The organism is Ruegeria sp. K5 (genome assembly GCF_056531805.1).
Genome location: NZ_JBQFML010000001.1, coordinates 1,246,999 through 1,266,322, shown reverse-complemented (window position 1 = coordinate 1,266,322; position 19,324 = coordinate 1,246,999). Strand labels below are relative to the sequence as shown.

Sequence of the window (19,324 nt, the reverse complement as noted above, 5' to 3'; positions counted from 1 at the left end):
AGCCCCGGACATATCACTGAGTGTTCAAATGGGAGGTACTACAATGAAAAAGCTACTCACAGGTGCGGCGGCCATAGCTGTTGCTGCGGCGTTCACACCGGCGGCGTTTGCTGCCGATTACACGATCGGTGTGTCCAACACCGTGCAGGGCAACGGCTGGCGCGAACAGATGATCTGCGCCATGCGGGCTCAGGCCCTGGTCGAAGAGGATGTGTCGAACCTGATCGTGGCGCATCGCAACACGGATTCAGCCGGGCAGTTGGAAGACATCAACAACCTGATCGAAGCGGGTGTGGATGCGATTGTTCTGAACCCGTCAAACCCGGACGCTTTGAATTCGGCGCTGGATGCGGCGATGGAGAAAGGCATTGTCGTGGTCGCCGTGGATGCGGGCGTGACGGCGGATGGCGCGTATATCCTGTCGAACAATCAGGAAGAATACGCCTATCTGGGCGCGAAATGGCTGTTCGAGCAATTGGGCGGCTCGGGTGACGTCGTCTATATGCGCGGCATCGCGGGGGTGTCTGCCGATACCGACCGCGACAACGGGTTCAAGCGCGCCTTGTCCGAATATGACGGCATCAATGTGGTGCACGAGGTGTTCACCGGCTGGCAGCAGGACCAGGGCAAGCAGCAGATGTTTGACTTTCTGGCCACGGGCATTCCGTTCAACGGTGTGTGGACCAGCGGAATTGACAACGTGATCGTGGATGCCTTTGTGGAATCCGGCGCGCCGTTGGTGCCCATCGTCGGCGCGGACAATGCCGGGTTCGTGCAGTACCTGACCGAAGTTGACGGCCTGCAAGGGGCCGCGGTGACCAATCCCGGATCTGTTGGCGGGGCAGGGATCGCTCTGGCCGTCGACATTCTGAACGGCAACGCGCCTGACGACAAAACCGTTCTGGTGGACCCGGTGCTCTGGGAAAACGCTACGGATGACGGCGTTGCAACCATCACTGCGGCGCAAAACCCCAACCTTGATCCCGAATGGCCCGTCTCGGTCACGGTTCCCGGTTGGACGGACTACTCGATGGAACAGATCATCGAATGCAAAGGGCCGGGCGACAGCTAAAAGCGGTCTGGCCTTGTGTGAATTCCCCCTGCCCGGATCGGGCGGGGGGCAACCAAGTTGGAATAGTGGGCACCGATGACCGAAACACACCTTCTCGACGCGTCCGGGATTGCCAAGAACTTTGGTGCTGTCCGTGCTTTGACCGATGCCAATCTGAGCGTCTCCAAGGGCGAGGTGATCGCCCTGATGGGTGCAAACGGCGCCGGGAAATCCACCTTCGTGAAAATCATCACCGGCGCCTTGAAGCCGGATAGCGGCAAGGTGCTGATCCGGGGACAGGTGGCCCGCGTTGGCAGCCCAGCCGAGGCGCGCAAATCGGGCCTTGTTCCGGTTTATCAGGAACCCTCACTAATCCCTGATCTGGATGTGGCCGATAACCTTCGGCTGACCGATACACCGCTTGCGCCGTTCAGGCATTGGGTCAGTGAGCTTGGGATTGAAAAGCTGAACCTCTCGGACCTGATCGCAGACCTGCCGCTTGCCACGTTGCGCATTCTGGACCTCGCGCGCGCTTTAGCGTCCGAGCCGGATGTGGTTTTGCTGGATGAGATGACAGCCGCGCTGCCAACCGATCTGGTTGAGCGGGTACTGACGGTTGTGCGCGAGCAGGCAAATCAGGGCATGGGTGTCATTTACGTGTCGCACCGGTTCAGCGAAATCTCTGAGCTGTGCGACCGGGCCTCGGTTCTGCGTGACGGTATGACCGTTGGTGATCTGAGGATTGAGCCGGGCGTCGAAGAACGGGCCGTTGAACTGATGCTGGGTCAGAAACTGGACCTTGGGGATCGCGAAAACAACGGCGCGAGTTCTGTCGCGCAAGGCAATCCGCGCCTGTCTGTTCGAAATCTGGCGATTGCGCCGAAGGTGTCGAATATCTCGTTCGACCTTCATCCGGGCGAGGTGCTTGGCGTTGTCGCGCTTGAAGGGCAGGGGCAGGATGAGATGTTCGACTGTTTGGCTGGCTTTCTGCCTCCGACCGCCGGGGTGATCGAGGTGAACGCATCGCAGGTTGCGTTCAGGCACCCTGCCGATGCGATCTCGGCCGGGTTGACCTTTGTGCCGGGTGACCGGGCCGACGCGCTGTTGGCGCAACGATCGGTCAAAGAGAACATCGCCCTGCCGTTCTCGGCGCGCCTGCGGGATTGGGGCCAACTGAACCTGCGGCAAGAGCGTGAGCGGGTCGATTACGCCATCGAGAAGCTACAGATCGATACACGCGCGCAGGGTGAGGTGCAGCGCCTGTCGGGCGGGAACCAGCAGAAAGTGACCATTGGCAGATGGCTTGCCACGGGGGTCGAGACGCTGTTGCTGTTTGATCCGACGCGGGGGATCGATGTGCGGACCAAACGCCAGATTTACCCTCTGGTGCGGGAACTTGCACAAAACGGGGCCTCGGTCCTGTTCTATACGTCGGAACTGGAGGAGGTGCCGCTGGCCTGCGACCGCGCGCTGGTCATTTTCAATGGCCGTGTTGTGGACGTGATCGACGCCAAAAACGCGGACGAGCAAACCCTGCTGCGCGCGGCTTATGGGCTAACTGAAAACGAGAGTGCAGCGTGACCAAGACCCTGCGCAAACACTCCTGGCTTCTGGGTCTTGTCGCGTTGCTGCTGGTTTTGCTGGCTGTCACAAAACTCATACAGCCCTCTTTCGGTGCGTCTGGGTTGGAAAGCGTTGCCCGCGCCGCATTGCCCTTTGCTTTCGCAACGGCGGGCATGGCGGTGGTGGTGATCGTCGGCGGGATCGATCTGTCGGTTGCATCGATGATGGCTGTATGTGCCGTCTCTGCCGCTGTGCTGATGGAGCGGATGTCCGGACTACCGGCCATCGTGATCGTGCTTGGCATCGGATTGGCGATGGGACTAATCAACGGCGCCCTCATCGTTCTGACCCGAGTGCCTGATATCGTGGTCACGCTGGCGATGCTTTTTGTCTGGGAAGGCGTAGCGCTTTTGATCCTGGAAACGCCGGGCGGGTCAACCACCGATTGGGTCCAGCAGAGCATTCGCGGCAGTGTCATTCCTGGGGTACCTAGCGCCTTGGCCATCATGGTCGGATGTATTGCGGTGGTATGGCTGCCCCTTCGGCGATCCAAGCTTGGTATCTCGATCTATGCAACCGGATCAGACGAACGCGCGGCCTTTCGATCGGGGGTGTCCGTCGGGCGCGTCAAAATCGCAGCCTACGGAATTTGTGGGCTTTTCTGTGCCTTCGGCGGGCTCAGCCTTGCGGCACTGACCGGCATTGGTGAGCCGGTGCCCGGACCCTATCTGTTGGCCTCGGTCGCCGCCGTTGTTCTGGGCGGCGTGGTTCTGGGGGGCGGGCGCGGCGGGCTGCTTGGGCCGATTGTCGCTGTGTTCATCCTGCGCATCGTGCGCACGATCCTGACATTTCTGGCCGTGGACCCCAATGTCACGACAATCATCGAAGGGACGATCATGGTGGCCGTCGTATTGCTTGGCACCGCAGCCACCGCGCGAGGAGCAAGACGATGAGCATGGCCGTGAATGACCCACCCGTCGTCCGCTTTGGACGGTATCTGCGGGATAATCCTGTGATACCGCTTTTGATCTTTCTGGTCTTGCTGATCGCTGTGCTGGAGTTCATGCGGCCCGGTATTGTCACGCCGTTCAGGGCGGGGCGCGATGGGCTGGTCTCGACCTTCTGGGTTGGCAACTTGATCAAGTTTGCAATACCGCTTGCGATGCTGGCCGCTTGTCAGGTGCTGACGATGCTGACCGCCGGGATCGACCTGTCGGCGGGCATTGTCGCAACCGTCGCGGCCTTTGTCTGCGCCACCCTGACCTCGATCTGGGGCGTGACGCCTGCGGTGCTGGTCGCCTTGACCTCCGGTCTGGTTGTCGGGGTCGTCAACGGCCTTGGGGTTGGGTTGGTGCGGGTGCATCCGTTGATCATGACCCTTGGCACCGGCCTGATCGCCACGGGCTGTCTGCAGGTCTATCAGCGGATGGTGATCAATGCCGGGTCCGAGATCCCGGCCTTTTTGGCGTGGCTTGGAACCGGGCGCACCTTGTCCATGCCCAACGGGTTGTTTCTGTTTGTGCCCTTCGCCTTGTTCATCTTCTGGCTGATGCGATTCACCGGCTTTGGCAGGTTGCTGTTCGCGCTGGGCTCGAACGAAAACGCGGCCAAGCTTTCGGGCGTCAAATCCTGGCAGGTCTATCTGGCGCTCTACGCGCTGTCGGGGGTGATCGCGGCGGTCGCGGGGTTGCTATATCTTGGTATGATCCGGCAAACCTCGCTGAGCCTTGCCAATCCGCTGCTGCTGCCCTCGGTCGCGGCTGCGGTGATCGGCGGAACCTCGATCTTTGGCGGGCGTGGCAGTTTTGCGGGTGCCATTGTGGGCGCCTTGATCATCAGGGTTCTGGATACAATGCTGACCCTGATGCAGATGCCCGAAGGCGCAAGAACGGCGCTGTTTGGTCTGATCATCCTGGCGGTGACGGCCATCTATGTCAGGATCACGGGAAACCGTTAGAACGGAGGACGCCCATGTTTCGGATTGTTGGAATAAGCTTTGACCACATGCATATGGGCGATCTGCTCCGCATGGTGCATGAACACCCTGAAGCGGAAATTGCCGGTATCTATGATCCCGACAGGCAGAAAATGGCTTCGGCGGTCCAGAATTTCGATATTCCGCCAGACCGGGTTTTTACCGATTTCGATGCCTGCATGGCCGCGGGAACCTATGACATGGCCGTTTTATGCGTCGCCACGGCAGACCACGCCGATTACACTGAAAAACTGGCAGCGCATGGCGTGCATGTCTTCGTCGAAAAACCATTCGCTGCGTCCTCGGATGACGCGCGCCGCATGATCGCGGCCATGGACGGGACCGGGAAACAACTGATCATCAACTGGCCTTTGCGGTGGGTGGAAAGCCACGTTACCGCCAAGCGCCTGATCGATGAAGGACTGATCGGCGAGTTGCGAGAGGTGCATTTCTACGACGGCAATCGCGGCCCGCTTTTTCACCTTGCCGACAAGGTCGAGGTCAGCCCGGAAGAGGTTGAACAGGAAAAGCCAACCTCTTGGTGGTACAAGAAATCCTCGGGCGGCGGGTCGTTGCTGGACTACCTCGGATACGGCGCGACACTGGGGACGTGGTACATGGACGGGGAAGCCCCGATTGAGGTGACATGCACCGTCGACGAAACACCCGGTATCGAAGTCGATCAACATGCCATTGCTGTCTGCCGCTATGCGTGCGGTTTGTCCAAGATGGAAACCCGTTGGGGAACGTTTACTGATCCGTGGACCACTCAGCCGCAGCCTACCTGTGGGTTTGTCTTTGTCGGCACGGATGGAACGATCTCTTCGCCCGACTATGCCGACCACGTGACCGTCCAAACCCGCGCCCGGCCAGAGCGGCATGAAATCCCTGCTGATCCGCTGCCCAAAGGCCAGACAAACGCAATCGAGTACGTTCTGGGCTGCATCAGCCGCGGCGAAGCGGTGGCCGGTCCGCTGAATCCGCAATTGTGCCTGACGGCGCAGAGGATCGTGGACACAGCCGTTCAATCCGCCGCCGAAAAACGCACATTGGAACTGCTGCCATGAGCGACGATGCCGCCGACACAGACACCTACGCGCTGAAATCCAAGGACTTGCCGCAGATCAACGCGCCCGAGGTCGATTACCTTCCACCAAACCCCCGAACCTATCGCCCTCGGATCGGCATGATCGGAACGGGAGGTATTTCGAACAGCCATCTGGATGCATACCGCACTGCGGGTTGGGATGTCGTGGCGCTATGGAACCGAAGCCGTGCAAAAGCGGAAGGCAAAGCGGCAGAGTTCTTTCCTGATGCCCGCATTGTTGAACGCTATCAAGACCTTTTGGAAGACCGCGAAATAGACATCATCGACATAACTCTGCCCACCGACATACGTGCGCCAGTAATCGAGGCTGCTCTGAAAGCGGGAAAGCATGTTCTAAGCCAGAAACCCTTTGTATCCGATCTGACAACCGGAAAAACGCTGGTAGAACTGGCCGACAAACAAGGCGTGAAGCTTGCGGTTAACCAGAATGGACGATGGTCGCCGCACATGGCCTGGATGCGCGAAGCGTGTCGCGCTGGGCATATCGGAGATGTCCAGTCCGTCCACACCTCCATTCACTGGAACCATGGTTGGACCGCAGGCACGCCGTTCGACGAAATCGAGGATTTGATCCTGTATGACTTCGGGATTCACTGGTTCGATTTCGTGTCTTCTATTGTTGGCAACCGGGCGAAATCGGTGTTCGCCAGCGCCTCTCACGCGCGGGGGCAGGATAACAAGGTGCCGTTATTGGCGCAGGCCGTGGTCAGTCTGGAACAGGGGCAGGCCAGTCTGGTTTTCGACGGCAGCACGCAACACGGGCCACTGGACACGACCTATATCTCCGGCACCAAGGGAAGCATATCCTCAACCGGAGCAGACCTAGGGCAGCAAACGATCACCCTGACGACTGCAGATGGGTATAGCCGGCCCGCGTTGCAGGGCGCCTGGTTCAATGACGGGTTTCAAGGCGCAATGGGCGAGTTGCTTTGCGCCATCGAAGAAGATCGCTCACCGGACAATTCCGCCCGGAGCAATCTGAAATCTCTGGCGCTGACATTTGCTGCAATCCAATCGCAGCGCAGCGGCCAACCTGTCGAGATTGAACCGCCGATGTAACCATCAGGGCGCACCTATCCCTCGATTTGAGGGGAAATCGACGGGACTATGTGACACCATCGTTCGAAGTGCGGCCCAGCGAGGATGCCAGTTCGCTCCGGTACCGGTCCAGAACGCTGTCGCGCAACGTGACAAGAACCAGTTTGCGCTGCATCGTGGCTTTGGCATCCAGCACAACCAGGTCCGGCGCGCGGTAGCGTTCGACGTCAGGGACAGGCAGCAGCGTAAAGCCTAACCCGGCCGAGACGCATTCCATGATGGCCTCAAGATTATCCAGTACGACAGTCTTGGACTGGGCAGGGCGTTCATGGCTGACCATCACCCGCGCGATCAGCTTCCCGATCCCGGTATCCGGCATGAAGTGGAAGAACACGCCTTCGGACAACAAACTGGGCAAACCTTGATCGAGAAGGTCTTTGCGGGCTGCAAATACAAATGGCTCCTGCCGCAAAACTTCGGATGCCAGTTGGCTGGGCAGACCATCTGCGTCGGTGATGATCGCCGCATCCAGCAGCCCCGAGACGACTTTTTGCTGCAAGCTGGCAGACAAACCGGTTTCGAATTCGAACGAGGCCTGCGGCAATTCCCGACTGGCGGTCTGAAGAAATCCGGGCAGCAGGCGCACCGCCGCTGTGGTGACAAACCCCAAACGAAACTTGCCTGCCAGCCCTCCGCCTTGTCGGCATATCTCGATCAGATTGTCTTCGTGCCGCAGCAAAGGAACCGCCTCTTCGACGATTGCGCGCGCAATTGGCGTAAGGCGCGGTGGTCTGACCGAGCGGTCGAACAGTTCGGTGCCCAAGGCTTCTTCCAATGATTTCATCTGCATAGACAGCGCAGGTAACGTCATTCCAAGCTGTTCAGCCGCGTCGCTGAAAGACTTAACGTGAGAGATCTTAACAAGACTTTTTAGTGAACGGGTCTGCATAAATTCAGTGTACCTGAATTAGATGTCAAATTTAAGTTCGTTTTGCTGAATTACTGCATCTGTTACCCTTGCATTACCACGCTTTCGTGAAGTGCCGCGCAGGAGTCCCCGCAATGACTCATCGATTTGTCGAAACAGTCAAAGACCTATCGCCTGCGTTTGAAGCGCGGGCCGCCCATTGGGACAAAACCCGCAGCTATTGCTGGAGCAACGTCGCAGCCCTGACAGAAGCCCGGATCATGGGAATGACGATCCCAACAGAGTTCGGCGGTCAGGGCGCAAGTTTCCTCGACGTTGTGGAAGTGGTCGAAGAGATCGCAAAAGTGTGCACGTTGACCGCCCGCGTTGTGGTCGAGGCGAATATGGGTGGCATCAGCGCGGTCATGGCCTATGGCACCGAACAGCAAAAGGCGTTCTGTGCCTATCATGTTCTGGCGGGGGACAAACCGGCGATTTGCATTACCGAGCCGGACGCAGGCAGTGCGGCGACCGATATGCAGACGACGGCCCGGAAGGTAGGCGACACCTACGTCATAAATGGCCGGAAGCACTGGATCACCGGCGGCGGTGTTTCAAAGCTGCACCTGATTTTCGCCCGTGTGATCGATGAGGCGGGCGATGAGATGGGCATTGGGGGCTTTATTGTATTTGCCGATCCGATGAACGCGGACCTGCCCGAGGGGTTTGAGATCACCGGCCGGGAAAACACCCTGGGTCTATGTGGTATGCCCGAGGCGGAGTTGAAGTTCACCAATCTCAAGGTGCATGAGGATTGGCTTTTGAAGCCCCCCTCAGGGTTAAGGCGCGGGTTTGCCGATTTGATGCAGGCGTATAACTCGCAAAGGGTTGGTGCAGGCACGATTGCGATGGGCGTGGCAGCCGGAGCGTTGGAACGGGCGAAACGCTATCTGCTGGACCGCCAGCAATTCGGACGACCGCTGGCGGAATTTCAGGGACTGCAATGGATGGTGGCTGACATGGACACGCAGGTCCACGCGGCGCGTCTGATGTTGCAAGACGCTGCAAAATCACGAACCGGTGCCCAAGGCCAGTTTCCAGATATGGTCAAAGCGGCGCGGGCGAAGCTCTTCGCGTCGGAAATGGCGATCAAGGTCGTGAACGACGCGTTACAGATGTTTGGAGCGCGCGGCTATAGCGACCGCGAGCCGCTGGAGCGCATGTACCGGGATGTCCGGATGTTCACGATCGGCGGCGGAACCGCGCAGATTTTGCGCAATCAGATCGCCAGTTCCGCTTTGGGCATAAAATGCCCGCAAACGCGGGATGGGTATCTGGAACAGGACCTTTCGTTCCAAAACCTGGCCGCCGAATAAGGCTTGTGATGGATTAAACCACGCGCTGCGGAACCAAATAGCCGTGTCAGTCGTGTGCGGGGCCGAGTTCGTTCTGGTAACCGAACAGGGCAGGCAGCCCTCCGGTATGGATCATCACCACCTTTTGCCCGGGCTTGATCTGTTTTTGCTCGACCAGATCAATCAGTCCGGCAAAGGTCTTGGCCGTGTAGACGGGGTCGAGGAACACCCCCTCGGTCCGTGCCATCAGTGCCAGTGCGGCACGGGATTTTGGCCCCAGCTTGCCATAGCCGGGGGCCAGCGCTGTGTCCGATGTTCGGACGTCGGCCGCCACACTTGCCGGATCAACGCCCAGAAGGTCCGACAGCAGTTCAAGGACCGTCACCATCCGGTCCTGTTGCAGCGCGCTGTTTCGGCGAACGCAGATGCCATAAACCGGCGCGGACACGCCGCTGGTTCTGATGCCCGTCAGCAACCCGCCATGGGTCGCACCGCTGCCCGAAGGGACAATAACGGCGTCAAAATCCTGCATCTGCTGGCACAATTCCTGCCCGGCGGCAACATAGCCTAGCGCGCCCAATGGCGGATGATGCAGACCCAGATGGATGACATAGGGTTTGCGCCCCTGCGCCCGCAGTTCCTCGGCCCGGGCGTGCAGGGCAGCATCCGCCCCGGCTTCGTCTTCACCAACAGGATAATGCATGTGTTCGGCCCCAAGGATCCGGGCCAGCAACACGTTGCCGGATTGATAATAGTCCGGGCCCATATCCGGAACACGCTCTTCCAATTGCAGGACGGATGTCATGCCAAGCCGCGCCGCCGCAGCCGCGGCCGAGCGGACATAGTTGGACTGAACCGCCCCGGTAATCAGAACAGTATCCGCGCCCTGTGCCTGAGCGTCGCCAAAGTAGAACTCAAGCTGCCGGGTTTTGTTGCCGCCAAAACCTAGCCCGGTCAGGTCATCGCGTTTCAGCCAGAGGTCGATCCCCAGCTTTTCCGACATCCGGCCCAGACGCTCAACCGGTGTTGCACCGGTCATGAAGCGGGCCCTTGGGAATTTTGAGAGAAGATCCTGTGTCATCGGGTTCGACCTGTAAAGTTCATGCGACAAGATACGCGCGTTGGAAAAGAACATAGCAGGCCACTAGCGAGATGGCCCGGATCGCGGTTCTGACAAGGGGTTGGGGCAGGCGCGATCTGACCGCGCGTCCGACCAGACTACCGAAAATTGCGATGGCCACGAAAGTCCACAGTCGGGGGCCGAGTGGAATCGATTGCCAATCGGAAAGGCCATGCAGCAGAAACGCCGCGCCATAGGCGACCAGCGCGATGGGTTGAACCAGCAGGGCCACCGCCCGGGCCTCAAAACCCCGCGCGATCAGCCCGAACACCATCAATGGGCCGGGTGTCGCGGCCCAGACGGTTGCCAACCCGGACAGCCCGGACACGGCGGCAAAGCCGGTCGCGCCAATCGCGTTCCGCATCGGAAGCAGGGTCGTGACAACGCCGATCAGCAACAGCAATCCGGTCAGGGCCAGCACGAAGGCTTCGCTGAGCCATGGATAGACCATCAGCCCCGCAACCACGCCAATCAGGCAGCCCAAAATCGCCGTTGTGATTGTGCGTCGTTCGACCGTGACGATGCGCCAGTCCGTGGCGACCACCGAAACGATTGTGTTCAGCAGCAAAAGCGCCGGAACCGCTGTCGCCGTCCCCAGCAGGATCATCATGGGCGGACCGGCCAGAATGCTGAACCCGATGCCGATGCCAACCTGAAGCAAGGCGCCCAGAAAAACGGCGATCATCAACAAGGACAGTTCCAGAGAAACTTCAAACACCTTTTGCCACGCTCATCGCCTCATCGATCCACGTTAACGTCTAGTTTGGAGGCGGCCCAAAAGCGAGCGTCGAGGCAACGAATGATCAAGCCCAAGGCATAATGCCAGAATACGCAGACCGCACCGAAACCGCGTGCGCCATCTGCGCCAGCGTCGTCAGGTCAAAGACCGGCAGCTTCAGCGCGTCCTGTATTTGCGCGGCGTAGGGCGGCAAGTCGGTGCACTCCAGCACCACAGACCGGATGTCCGGCGTTTCGCGTTGCAGATCACGGGCGGCTTGCAGAACTTCGGCCTCGATCAGGTCGGTGTCCATGCGTGTCCGCGTGTTCCGCAGGATCACCTCGGCAAATTCTTCGGTGTCTTGCAGCCCTCTTACGGCGACGGGGATGTTTGCGGCTCCGACGCCTTCGAAATGCCGGGGCGTCAGGGCCCGGGCATCTGCGGTCAACACGCCAACAGGCGCTTTGGCCCCGGTCATGTGGAACGCCAGCGGCACTTGTATCAGGCTTGAGGCAAACACCGGGACCGAGACGCAGGCGGCCAGTTCCTTTTGAAACAAGGCAAGGAAACCGCAACTGCCGGTGATTGCGCGCACGCCTTCGGCCTCGAGCCGTTGTGCGCCTTTGATGAACGGGTCCAGCAATTCGGGCTTGGGGTCGTTCAACAGGTCCGGCACGGTGATGCCGTCGATCATTTCATAAAGCACAGGAAAGGGCAGGCTGGACGGGTTCTTGATATGGCCGGGCGGCTTGGGGAAATAGCTTTCCAGACACAGCACGCCAATGGACGCGCCGCAGATATTTTGTCCGCCATTGAAAACCGGCATGGGTGTTCCTTTCTTTAGCCAAGCTGAGGCGCGGGCAGGGTGCCTAGAACCGCCCCAGTGAAAACGGATCGAGATCGATGTTGAGCCGCCGACCGGACAGAAGATCGGCCACCAGCTCTCCGGTCTTTGGGGCCATCATCAATCCGTAATGCGAATGCCCGAAGGCGGCGTAGAGGCCCGATTTTCCGTTCACCTGACCAATGGCCGGTAGGCTGTCGGGAAAGGACGGACGCCGCCCCATCCAAAAGCGCGCGCCCTGCAGGTTCAGATCGGGCATCATCGCCTGCGCCTGTTGGGTTAGCAGCGCCTTTTTGCGCGGGTCCGGGGGGGCGTCGATCTCGGCAAACTCGGCCGTTCCCGCAACCCTCAGGCCGTCCTGCATGGAACTGGCGACAATCTTTGCGTCCACGTCCATCACCGAATGGCTGAGCGTGCTGTGGGCGTCCGGAAACTCGATATGATACCCGCGCTCGGCCACCAGCGGTAGCTTGATGCCCAACGGTTTCAGCAGGTCTGCCGACCACACCCCGGCGGCCATGACGACGTGGCAGGCCTGTATCGTCTTGTCCGAGGTCGTCAGGTCCCAGCGCCCATCAGGGGCTTGCGAGATTGCCTTGATTTCGGTTCTTACAAACTCGGCACCCTGAGTGCGGGCTTTCTCGGCCAGCACTGCGCCAATGCGGCCCGGAGACAGCGCCCGCGCCTGTCCCTTGATCAACACGGCGGCTTTGAAATCCCGGGACAAAGCCGGTTCAATACGCCGAAGCTCGGCCCCGTCGACCCGTTCGATCTGCCCGCCTTTTTCCTTGCGGATTTGATAATCCAGACCGTTCAGGTTGGCATCTTCCGCGCGGCGAAACGCGTGCACATAATAGCTGTCGGTGATCAGGCCTTCGTGCCCCGTTCCATTCAGGTGCTTGCGGTAGAGGTCGATCGAAGGGCGGCACAGCAGTTCCATCGCCTCTGACGTGCTGCGCACTTTGCTCTCGCTCGAATTGCCAAGAAACCGCAGGCCCCATGGGATCATCTTTGGCCAGAAACTCGGGCGCACTGACAAGGCGCTTTGGGGGTTCAGCAGCATCCGGGGCAGTTGCTTCCACACCCCGGGCATGGCCTGCGGGATGATCGACCAGGGCGAGATCACGCCCGCATTCCCGAACGAGGTCTCCTGTCCCGGTTCCCCCCGGTCGATCAGGCGCACCTGAATGCCGCGTTCCTGAAGCGAAAGGGCGCAACAAATGCCGACGATCCCTGCGCCGATGATGGTCACCTGTTCTGTCATAGCATCAGGCCGGGGAATGACTGCGGTTGCGCGCGATCAGTTGGGTGACGATGACCGGAGCGGCCACGGCCAGCGCGATCAGATCGGCGGTCAGGCTTGGCGCGACAAAGATCACCCCGGCGATGGCCATCAGGATGCGTGACACCATGTTCAACGGCTTCAGCCAATAGCCCACCACCGCCGCCGACAGGGCCACGACCCCGGCGATACAACTGGTGGCAGCATAGGTGAACTCCCACAGATTGAACCCGGTGGAGGACACGAACAGCAGGACCGGCGCATAGACGAATGCCATGGGTGCGATGACCTTGCCCAGCCCAAGGGTGAAAGCCGACAGCCCGGTTCGGAACGGGTTCGAGTTGGCAATCGCCGCCGCCGCATAGGCGGATGTGCAGACAGGTGGCGTGATCTCGGACACCACGCCGTAATACAGCACGAACAGGTGGCTAGCGATGGGCGGGACGCCAAGCTGTGCCAATGCGGGCTGCGCGACCGAGACCAGCATGATGTAAAGCGCGGTGGTCGGGATGCCTGCGCCCATCAGGATGCAGACGATGGCGATAAAGACCAGCGAGATGAACAATTGCAGGTCTTCCATCGCAAACAGCTGGAAACTGCCGAACGAGATCATGTTGTAGAGATCCGCTGCCAGATTGCCCGCGCCCTGCGTCACCATGAAACCAATGCGGAAACCGATGCCGGTGGTGTTGATCACACCCACCACGATGCCGACAGCGGCAGCGGCGGCCCCCACGGCCAGCGAGTATTTCACACCCAGTTCAACCGCGGCCAGCATCTCGGGCACTTCGATCCGTTTCTGGGGGTTAAGGGTCGCGATCAGCGACAGGCCACACAGAATGGCCGTCATGGTCAGGTCGAACCCGCCATCCGAGAATTTCCATAGCACAAAGGCCAGAAACGCCGCCGCGTAGATCAGTGTCGGAGGGTGTCTTAGACGCGACATGCCCGCAATCACCGCCAATGATATGCCGCAGAAGGCGGACATGAACGGGGTGTAGCCTGTAAACAGCACGACCAGCAGGCCGATCAACGGCACGATATTGGCCCAGCCCTCAGCCCAGACGGCCTTGAGCTGGGGCAGTTGCTCTTTCGCCAAGCCTTTCAGGTTCAGCTTGCGCGCCATCAGGTGCACCACGGCAAAGACGCCGACATAGTGCAGGATCGCCGGGAAGATCGCGGCGATGACGATGGTGGTGTAGGGTACCTCAAGGAACTCGGCCATGATGAAGGCAGCGGCCCCCATGATCGGCGGGGTGATCTGACCCCCGGCCGAGGACGCGGCCTCGACCCCGCCTGCAAAATGGCCGGGGTATCCAAGGCGCTTCATGTTGGGAATGGTCAGCGCGCCGGTTGATACGGTGTTGGCCACCGAGGACCCCGAGATCGTGCCGAAAAACGCCGAGGATACCACCGACACTTTGGCCGGACCGCCGGTATAACGGCCCGCCAAAATCGTTGCGTTGTCGATGAAAAGCTGCCCCAACCCGGTGCGTTGTGCGATGACGCCGAACAGGACAAAGTGGAAGACGATGGTCGACACCACCCACAGCGTGACGCCATAGATGCCTTCCTGCGGGAAATACATCGACGACACGAAGGTTTTGAAATTCACGCCGGGATGTTGCAGCAAGCCGGGGAAATACGGTCCTAGCAGCGCGTATGAGATGAAGACACAGATGATCAGCGGCAGCACCCAGCCCAGCGTCCGGCGAGCGATGTCCAGCACCAGCAGGATGATGACGACGCCAAGGAACACGTCATAGCCGTTCGGGTTGCCCATGCGAAAGGTCTGTTCCTCGATCCCCAGAAAGGGGATGCCGCGCCAGGCAACGCCCACATAAAGCGCGGCGACGATGCCGAACCCCATGAAAACCAGATCATAAAGGGGGATGTTTCCGATCCGAAAGCGGCTGATCTTGAGGGCATAGAGGCTTTTGGCCCCCACAATCGGAATGGTGGCGTAGACCAGAATGAACAGCAGGGCCAGATAGATGCCCATATGCCAGTGGTCGGCAGGCAGGCCGAAGCCTGCGGTGAAAAATTCGTAAAACGCAAAGATCAGGGCAACGACGCGCAGTACCTTGCCCATGGCGGGCGTGACCTGACGGACGGCTGCACCTTCGTCGAACTGTTCCTCGATGGCCGCCAGTTCCTCGGCCGTCAGTTCGTGGTCATCAAATTTCTGGGTCTCGGACATGATGGCCCCCTGATTTCGCATAGTTCCAGAATGCGGTGCCCCGTATAAGGGGCACCGGCGACAGGTTTCAGTCGGTTGCGATTACTGAAGCAGACCGGCTTCTTTATAGAATTTCTCGGCCCCCGGATGCAGCGGAACACCCAAAGCCTCGACACCGTCCAGCGCGGTTTCAGCCGTGATCTGCTTGCCCTTGGCGTGGCCATTGTCCAGCAGCTTGCGGGTGTTGTCGTTCCACAGCGCCTTGGTCAGGCCATAGACCAGTTCGTCGGACAATTCCGAGGACACAACCAGCATCGCGCTGACCGCAGGGGTTTTGGTCTCACCGTCGATACCTTCATAAACCCCACCGGGAATGGTCGAGGGGATATAGGCCGGGATGATCTCATTGATCTTCGCCATATCTTCGTCGGTGAAGGAATGCAGGTTCATCCCCTTGGTCGAGGACAGCTGCACCATCGCGGCAACGGGCCAGCCTGCGGCATAGAAATAGGCGTCAAGCTGACCATCGGCCAGACGCTCGGCGCTTTGGCTGTTGTTCAGCTCGGCCTCGTCCATGTTGTCGCGATTGACGCCCCAGGCGTCCAGCATCTGCAACACGGCGACCTGCGTGCCGGAACCGGCCTGCGCGATACCCACGCGCTTGCCCTCCAGATCGCTCAGATCATTGATCGTCTGACCGGCTGGCAGCACCAGATGCAGGTCTTCGGGGAATAGGTTTGCGACGATGCGCAGATTGGGGTGGGGCTTGCCTTCGAACTTACCCTCGCCCAGATACATCGAGCGGGTTACGTCGGCTGCGGCCAGACCGGCCTCAAGCTCGCCATTTTGCACAGCGGCGTTGTTGAACACCGACGCGGTGGTGGATTGCGCAATGGCGATCAGGCCCGGAACACCGCATTGGCCGCCTTCCTCGCAGGGGCGCGAGCCCGGAGGGGCAGAGATACCGTTTGCAATGGTGCCGCCAATGGGGAAATAGGTTCCACCGGCCCCGCCGGTGCCGATGCGGAAAAAGGTCGGATCCTGCGCCAGCGCCGGGGCGGCCAGCGCGCCAGCCAAAGCCAGACCTGTCAGGCATTTCACGAGTTTCATCGTCGTCTCCGTTGTTGGTTCGTGGGATTCGGTTTGACCGAACCTCGATCCCAAAAGCGTAAAGACAAATGGCATAAATACAAATTTGTTATATTTCACAAAACTAAAGTTTGGCTTATACGACAGGAATGAACCTGACGCAGCTCACAGTCTTTCGCGAGGTGATGGAAACCGGCTCCATCTCTCAGACCGCCAGAAAACTGAACCGCACCCAACCCGCGATCAGCCTGGCCCTGAAGAACCTGGAACAAACCCTTGGCCTGACCTTGTTCGAGCGTAAGGGCAGGCGGCTGGTTCCGGTTCCCGAGGCGCATTACCTGCTGGCCGAAACGACGGGTATTCTGGACCGTCTCGCGGCGATTTCCAGCACGATGGAGGGGTTGATCAAGGGCCATTCCGGTAGCCTGAACATCGCCACGATGCCGGGGCCGTCGGCCTTTCTGTTCCCGCGTTTCATCAGCCAATCGGTCGGAGAGAACCCGGACATCCGCATCACGCTGTCCACCCGCAGTTCTCCCCAGATCATGGAGCTTGCCGGGACGCAGAATATCGACTTTGGCTTTGCCGATTTCGAACACGCGACCGGGAAAGAGCCGCAATATTCTGCCGAGCTGATCCGGGCCGATTGTTTCTGTGCGATTGACCGGGACAACCCGCTGGCCGCGCGTGACAGTATCTCGATCTCGGACCTCGACGGGGTTCCGATGGGCGGGCTGCACGCAACGCACCCGTTCCAGCACAAAATCCGCAGCAAGTTTCAGGAGGTATCGGCCCGCTACAATTCGACAGTGACCTGCCAGTATTTTCTGCCCCTTATCCCGTTTGTAAGCTCGGGCCAATGCTGCACAATCGTGGACCCTTTGACCGTCGCGACGGAACAGGAGCTGGGCCTGTCTGCCGGAAAGGTCGTGTTCCTGCCGTTCGCAAACCCGCTTCGGTATGAATACGCAATTCTGGAACCGGAACACCGCCCGCCGTCGCAACTGGCGCTGAAGATCAAGGCAGGTTGGAAAGCCGAAGTTATCAGAATGCTTGACGACGTGGGGGCCAAGCCAACTGCCAAAATGATTTCTGAGCAGAGTGGCGAATGAAGTCGCCAGCTTTTCAAGCTTAGTAAATCAAGTTCAGCATCAACATCGAAACCACCAAAAACAGTATCGTCATCACGCCGCCGGATCGCACAAAGTCCATGACCTTGTAGCCGGCAGGCCCCATGATCAGGGCGTTCACTTGGTGCGTCGGAATGATGAAGCTGTTTGAGGTGGAAATGGCCACCGTAAGGGCGAAAACAGCCGGGTTTCCTCCGGCGGCAACTGCAATGGACACGGCCAGCGGCACAAGCAATACGGTGGCCCCGACATTTGACATCACAAGCGAAAACGCTGTGGCCAGTATCGCGACACCGGCCTGCAGCGCCCAGATCGGCCAGCCATTCAAAAGAACCATGATCTGTTGGGCGATCCACGCCGCCGTGCCGGTATTTTGCACCGCCTGACCCAAGGGGATCAGACAGGCCAGCAGGAAAACGGTGTTCCATCCCACGGCGCGATACGCCTCATCCACGCTCAGCACGCGGGTCAGCATCATTCCGGCGGCACCGGTCAGCAGGCACAGCGACAGCCGCACGTCGGTGAACAAAATCAACGACAGGGAAATCGCAAAGAAGGCCAGCGCCCAGCCAACCTTTTGCGGGCGCAACTCTTCCTGAGGGAAATCGGATGTGACCACGACAAAGTCAGGATCCTGCGTGATCCGCATCAGGTTGTCCCATCTGGTATGTGCCACCAGCATGTCACCTGCTTTGAAGGTTTCGAGACCGATCTGCGTGGACTCGTGCGTGTCCGTTTCGACATGGCTGAGTGTCTCTTCGCCCCGGTGGATGGCCAGCAGGGACATTCCGTAGGTCTTGCGGAACAACAACTCGCGGGGGCATTTCCCGATCAGTTTGCTGTCGGGTGTCACGACCACTTCGGCAATACCGGCATTTGTGGGTGCGAATTCTTCGACGAAAATGTCCAACTCGGGCAGGACCTTCAGTCCAAACTTCTGGGCAAATTCCTCTACCACCCAGCGGCGCCCGATGATGGCCAACCGACATGGCGCGGCAATTTCGGCCGTCAGAACCTGCACCATCGATGTTTTGCCGCGATAGAAGGTCGAGATGATATACAGGTGGTTTTCGTGGTTGATGTCAGCCAACACCTGACCGACTAAGGGGCTGTCTGCGGGGACCACAACCTCGAAAACATCTGCTTTCAGGCCGTAGACCCGTTGCAGATATTCCTGCGTGCCTTGGCTGGTGCCGGTATTGTCGGATCCGGTGTCGCCGGGCAGTACCCATCGGCCAAGCAGTAGAAAATACGCGATCCCGGTCAGGATCAGCGCCGCGCCAATCGGAGTGACCGAGAACAGGCCAAACGGCTGAATTTTCTGATCGTCCGGCAGCCCCTCATTCGCGGTCACAACCAGATCGTTCAGCAAAATCAGCGGCGATGACCCGACCATTGTCATCGTGCCGCCAAGGATGGCGCAAAAGCCCATCGGCATCAGCAGACGCGAAAGCGGAATACCGGACCGTGAGGATATGCGGCTGACAACCGGCAGGAACAGCGCCGCCGCGCCCACATTTTGCATGAAAGATGAGATAACGCCAACCGTTCCCGAAACGATAGGCAATACCCGGTTTTCAGCCGTACCGCCGTATTTCAGAATGACAGCCGCGACCTTGTTCATGATGCCGGTCTTGTCCAACCCGGCACCCACGATCATGACCGCGATGATCGAGATTACGGCGTTTGACGCAAACCCATCGAAAAGGTGAGAGACATCCGCCAGGTTCTCAAGACCCGGCGCATAGCTCAGCAGGCCGACCAGAACGAGCACCAATATGGCCGAAAGATCAATCCTGACGATTTCTGAAACAAACAGGAACACGGTAAACGCCAACAGCGCGCAAACGACTCCCATCTCGAACGTAAAAACAACCTGTTCCACAGAGTTCTCGGTAACTTTGTCTTCTTTTCGTTTTAAGTGAACACCTAAACGATCATGATGGCCTTGTCATGTTGTTTCGA

At 59.3% G+C, this 19,324-nt stretch carries 16 protein-coding genes; 8 read left to right on the top strand and 8 right to left on the bottom strand.

Going from position 1 to position 19,324, the window contains the following annotated elements:
* The first annotated feature begins 43 nt into the window (after positions 1–43).
* From ACR0MO_RS06245 to ACR0MO_RS06220, 6 genes are all read left to right on the top strand, one after another.
* Positions 44–1,072: an ABC transporter substrate-binding protein gene (locus ACR0MO_RS06245; protein ID WP_170630429.1), complete on the top strand. Its 1,029-nt coding sequence runs from the start codon at positions 44–46 to the stop codon at positions 1,070–1,072.
* A gap of 75 nt (positions 1,073–1,147) precedes the next feature.
* Positions 1,148–2,632 carry a sugar ABC transporter ATP-binding protein gene (locus ACR0MO_RS06240; RefSeq protein ID WP_170451828.1) on the top strand — a complete coding sequence of 495 codons (1,485 nt, stop codon included), beginning with the start codon at positions 1,148–1,150 and terminating at the stop codon, positions 2,630–2,632.
* Positions 2,629–3,567 carry an ABC transporter permease gene (locus ACR0MO_RS06235; RefSeq protein ID WP_170451826.1) on the top strand — a complete coding sequence of 313 codons (939 nt, stop codon included), beginning with the start codon at positions 2,629–2,631 and terminating at the stop codon, positions 3,565–3,567. Before ACR0MO_RS06240 ends, ACR0MO_RS06235 begins: the two co-directional genes overlap by 4 nt.
* Positions 3,564–4,571: an ABC transporter permease gene (locus ACR0MO_RS06230; RefSeq protein ID WP_170451824.1), complete on the top strand. Its 1,008-nt coding sequence runs from the start codon at positions 3,564–3,566 to the stop codon at positions 4,569–4,571. The genes ACR0MO_RS06235 and ACR0MO_RS06230 overlap by 4 nt, the downstream gene beginning before the upstream one ends.
* 14 nt (positions 4,572–4,585) lie before the next feature.
* Positions 4,586–5,656 (top strand): Gfo/Idh/MocA family protein, encoded by a 1,071-nt coding sequence (locus tag ACR0MO_RS06225; protein ID WP_170517436.1) that lies wholly within the window; start codon positions 4,586–4,588, stop codon positions 5,654–5,656.
* Entirely contained in the window at positions 5,653–6,756 is a 1,104-nt protein-coding gene (locus ACR0MO_RS06220; protein ID WP_170517439.1) for a Gfo/Idh/MocA family protein, read from the top strand. Before ACR0MO_RS06225 ends, ACR0MO_RS06220 begins: the two co-directional genes overlap by 4 nt.
* 46 nt (positions 6,757–6,802) lie before the next feature.
* Here the strand turns inward: ACR0MO_RS06220 and ACR0MO_RS06215 are convergent, their stop codons facing one another.
* Positions 6,803–7,684, bottom strand: coding sequence for a LysR family transcriptional regulator (locus ACR0MO_RS06215; RefSeq protein ID WP_480890184.1), 882 nt, complete (start codon positions 7,682–7,684; stop codon positions 6,803–6,805).
* A gap of 113 nt (positions 7,685–7,797) precedes the next feature.
* Here ACR0MO_RS06215 and acdA point away from each other — a divergent pair, with 113 nt between their 5' ends.
* The gene (acdA, locus tag ACR0MO_RS06210; protein ID WP_480890181.1) at positions 7,798–9,018 is read left to right on the top strand and encodes a 3-sulfinopropanoyl-CoA desulfinase; all 1,221 of its coding nucleotides are present in this window, start codon (positions 7,798–7,800) and stop codon (positions 9,016–9,018) included.
* Between the two features lie 46 nt (positions 9,019–9,064).
* Here acdA and ACR0MO_RS06205 read toward each other — a convergent pair whose 3' ends face one another.
* The 6 genes from ACR0MO_RS06205 to ACR0MO_RS06180 all read right to left on the bottom strand — a co-directional run bounded on the left by ACR0MO_RS06205 (position 9,065) and on the right by ACR0MO_RS06180 (position 16,250).
* A complete protein-coding gene (locus ACR0MO_RS06205) occupies positions 9,065–10,036 on the bottom strand; it encodes a D-cysteine desulfhydrase family protein (RefSeq protein ID WP_480890178.1) in 972 nt (323 codons plus the stop codon).
* 61 nt (positions 10,037–10,097) lie between these two features.
* Positions 10,098–10,835, bottom strand: a complete 738-nt coding sequence (locus tag ACR0MO_RS06200; protein WP_170451811.1) for a TSUP family transporter — start codon at positions 10,833–10,835, stop codon at positions 10,098–10,100.
* A gap of 85 nt (positions 10,836–10,920) precedes the next feature.
* On the bottom strand, positions 10,921–11,661 hold the full coding sequence (locus tag ACR0MO_RS06195; protein ID WP_170451809.1) for an aspartate/glutamate racemase family protein: 741 nt from the start codon (positions 11,659–11,661) through the stop codon (positions 10,921–10,923).
* A 43-nt stretch (positions 11,662–11,704) separates the two neighbouring features.
* Entirely contained in the window at positions 11,705–12,943 is a 1,239-nt protein-coding gene (locus tag ACR0MO_RS06190) for an FAD-dependent oxidoreductase (RefSeq protein WP_170451807.1), read from the bottom strand.
* 4 nt (positions 12,944–12,947) lie between these two features.
* Positions 12,948–15,161, bottom strand: a complete 2,214-nt coding sequence (locus ACR0MO_RS06185; protein ID WP_480890175.1) for a TRAP transporter permease — start codon at positions 15,159–15,161, stop codon at positions 12,948–12,950.
* 81 nt (positions 15,162–15,242) lie between these two features.
* Positions 15,243–16,250, bottom strand: a complete 1,008-nt coding sequence (locus ACR0MO_RS06180; RefSeq protein WP_170451802.1) for a TAXI family TRAP transporter solute-binding subunit — start codon at positions 16,248–16,250, stop codon at positions 15,243–15,245.
* Between the two features lie 128 nt (positions 16,251–16,378).
* Here ACR0MO_RS06180 and ACR0MO_RS06175 point away from each other — a divergent pair, with 128 nt between their 5' ends.
* Positions 16,379–17,341: a LysR family transcriptional regulator gene (locus tag ACR0MO_RS06175; RefSeq protein WP_170451800.1), complete on the top strand. Its 963-nt coding sequence runs from the start codon at positions 16,379–16,381 to the stop codon at positions 17,339–17,341.
* Between the two features lie 19 nt (positions 17,342–17,360).
* On the opposite strand, the gene ACR0MO_RS06170 is transcribed toward ACR0MO_RS06175, so the two are convergent.
* Entirely contained in the window at positions 17,361–19,244 is a 1,884-nt protein-coding gene (locus tag ACR0MO_RS06170; protein WP_480625770.1) for an SLC13 family permease, read from the bottom strand.
* Positions 19,245–19,324 lie beyond the last annotated feature (80 nt).

Bases quoted from the DNA above. Each gene is read 5' to 3' on its own strand.
- ACR0MO_RS06175 (WP_170451800.1), top strand. From the start codon at position 16,379: ATGAACCTGACGCAGCTCACAGTCTTTCGCGAGGTGATGGAAACCGGC.
- ACR0MO_RS06240 (WP_170451828.1), top strand. From the start codon at position 1,148: ATGACCGAAACACACCTTCTCGACGCGTCCGGGATTGCCAAGAACTTT.
- ACR0MO_RS06195 (WP_170451809.1), bottom strand. From the start codon at position 11,661: ATGCCGGTTTTCAATGGCGGACAAAATATCTGCGGCGCGTCCATTGGC.
- ACR0MO_RS06225 (WP_170517436.1), top strand. From the start codon at position 4,586: ATGTTTCGGATTGTTGGAATAAGCTTTGACCACATGCATATGGGCGAT.
- ACR0MO_RS06190 (WP_170451807.1), bottom strand. From the start codon at position 12,943: ATGACAGAACAGGTGACCATCATCGGCGCAGGGATCGTCGGCATTTGT.
- ACR0MO_RS06205 (WP_480890178.1), bottom strand. From the start codon at position 10,036: ATGACCGGTGCAACACCGGTTGAGCGTCTGGGCCGGATGTCGGAAAAG.
- ACR0MO_RS06230 (WP_170451824.1), top strand. From the start codon at position 3,564: ATGAGCATGGCCGTGAATGACCCACCCGTCGTCCGCTTTGGACGGTAT.
- ACR0MO_RS06185 (WP_480890175.1), bottom strand. From the start codon at position 15,161: ATGTCCGAGACCCAGAAATTTGATGACCACGAACTGACGGCCGAGGAA.
- ACR0MO_RS06220 (WP_170517439.1), top strand. From the start codon at position 5,653: ATGAGCGACGATGCCGCCGACACAGACACCTACGCGCTGAAATCCAAG.
- acdA (WP_480890181.1), top strand. From the start codon at position 7,798: ATGACTCATCGATTTGTCGAAACAGTCAAAGACCTATCGCCTGCGTTT.
- ACR0MO_RS06180 (WP_170451802.1), bottom strand. From the start codon at position 16,250: ATGAAACTCGTGAAATGCCTGACAGGTCTGGCTTTGGCTGGCGCGCTG.
- ACR0MO_RS06215 (WP_480890184.1), bottom strand. From the start codon at position 7,684: ATGCAGACCCGTTCACTAAAAAGTCTTGTTAAGATCTCTCACGTTAAG.
- ACR0MO_RS06245 (WP_170630429.1), top strand. From the start codon at position 44: ATGAAAAAGCTACTCACAGGTGCGGCGGCCATAGCTGTTGCTGCGGCG.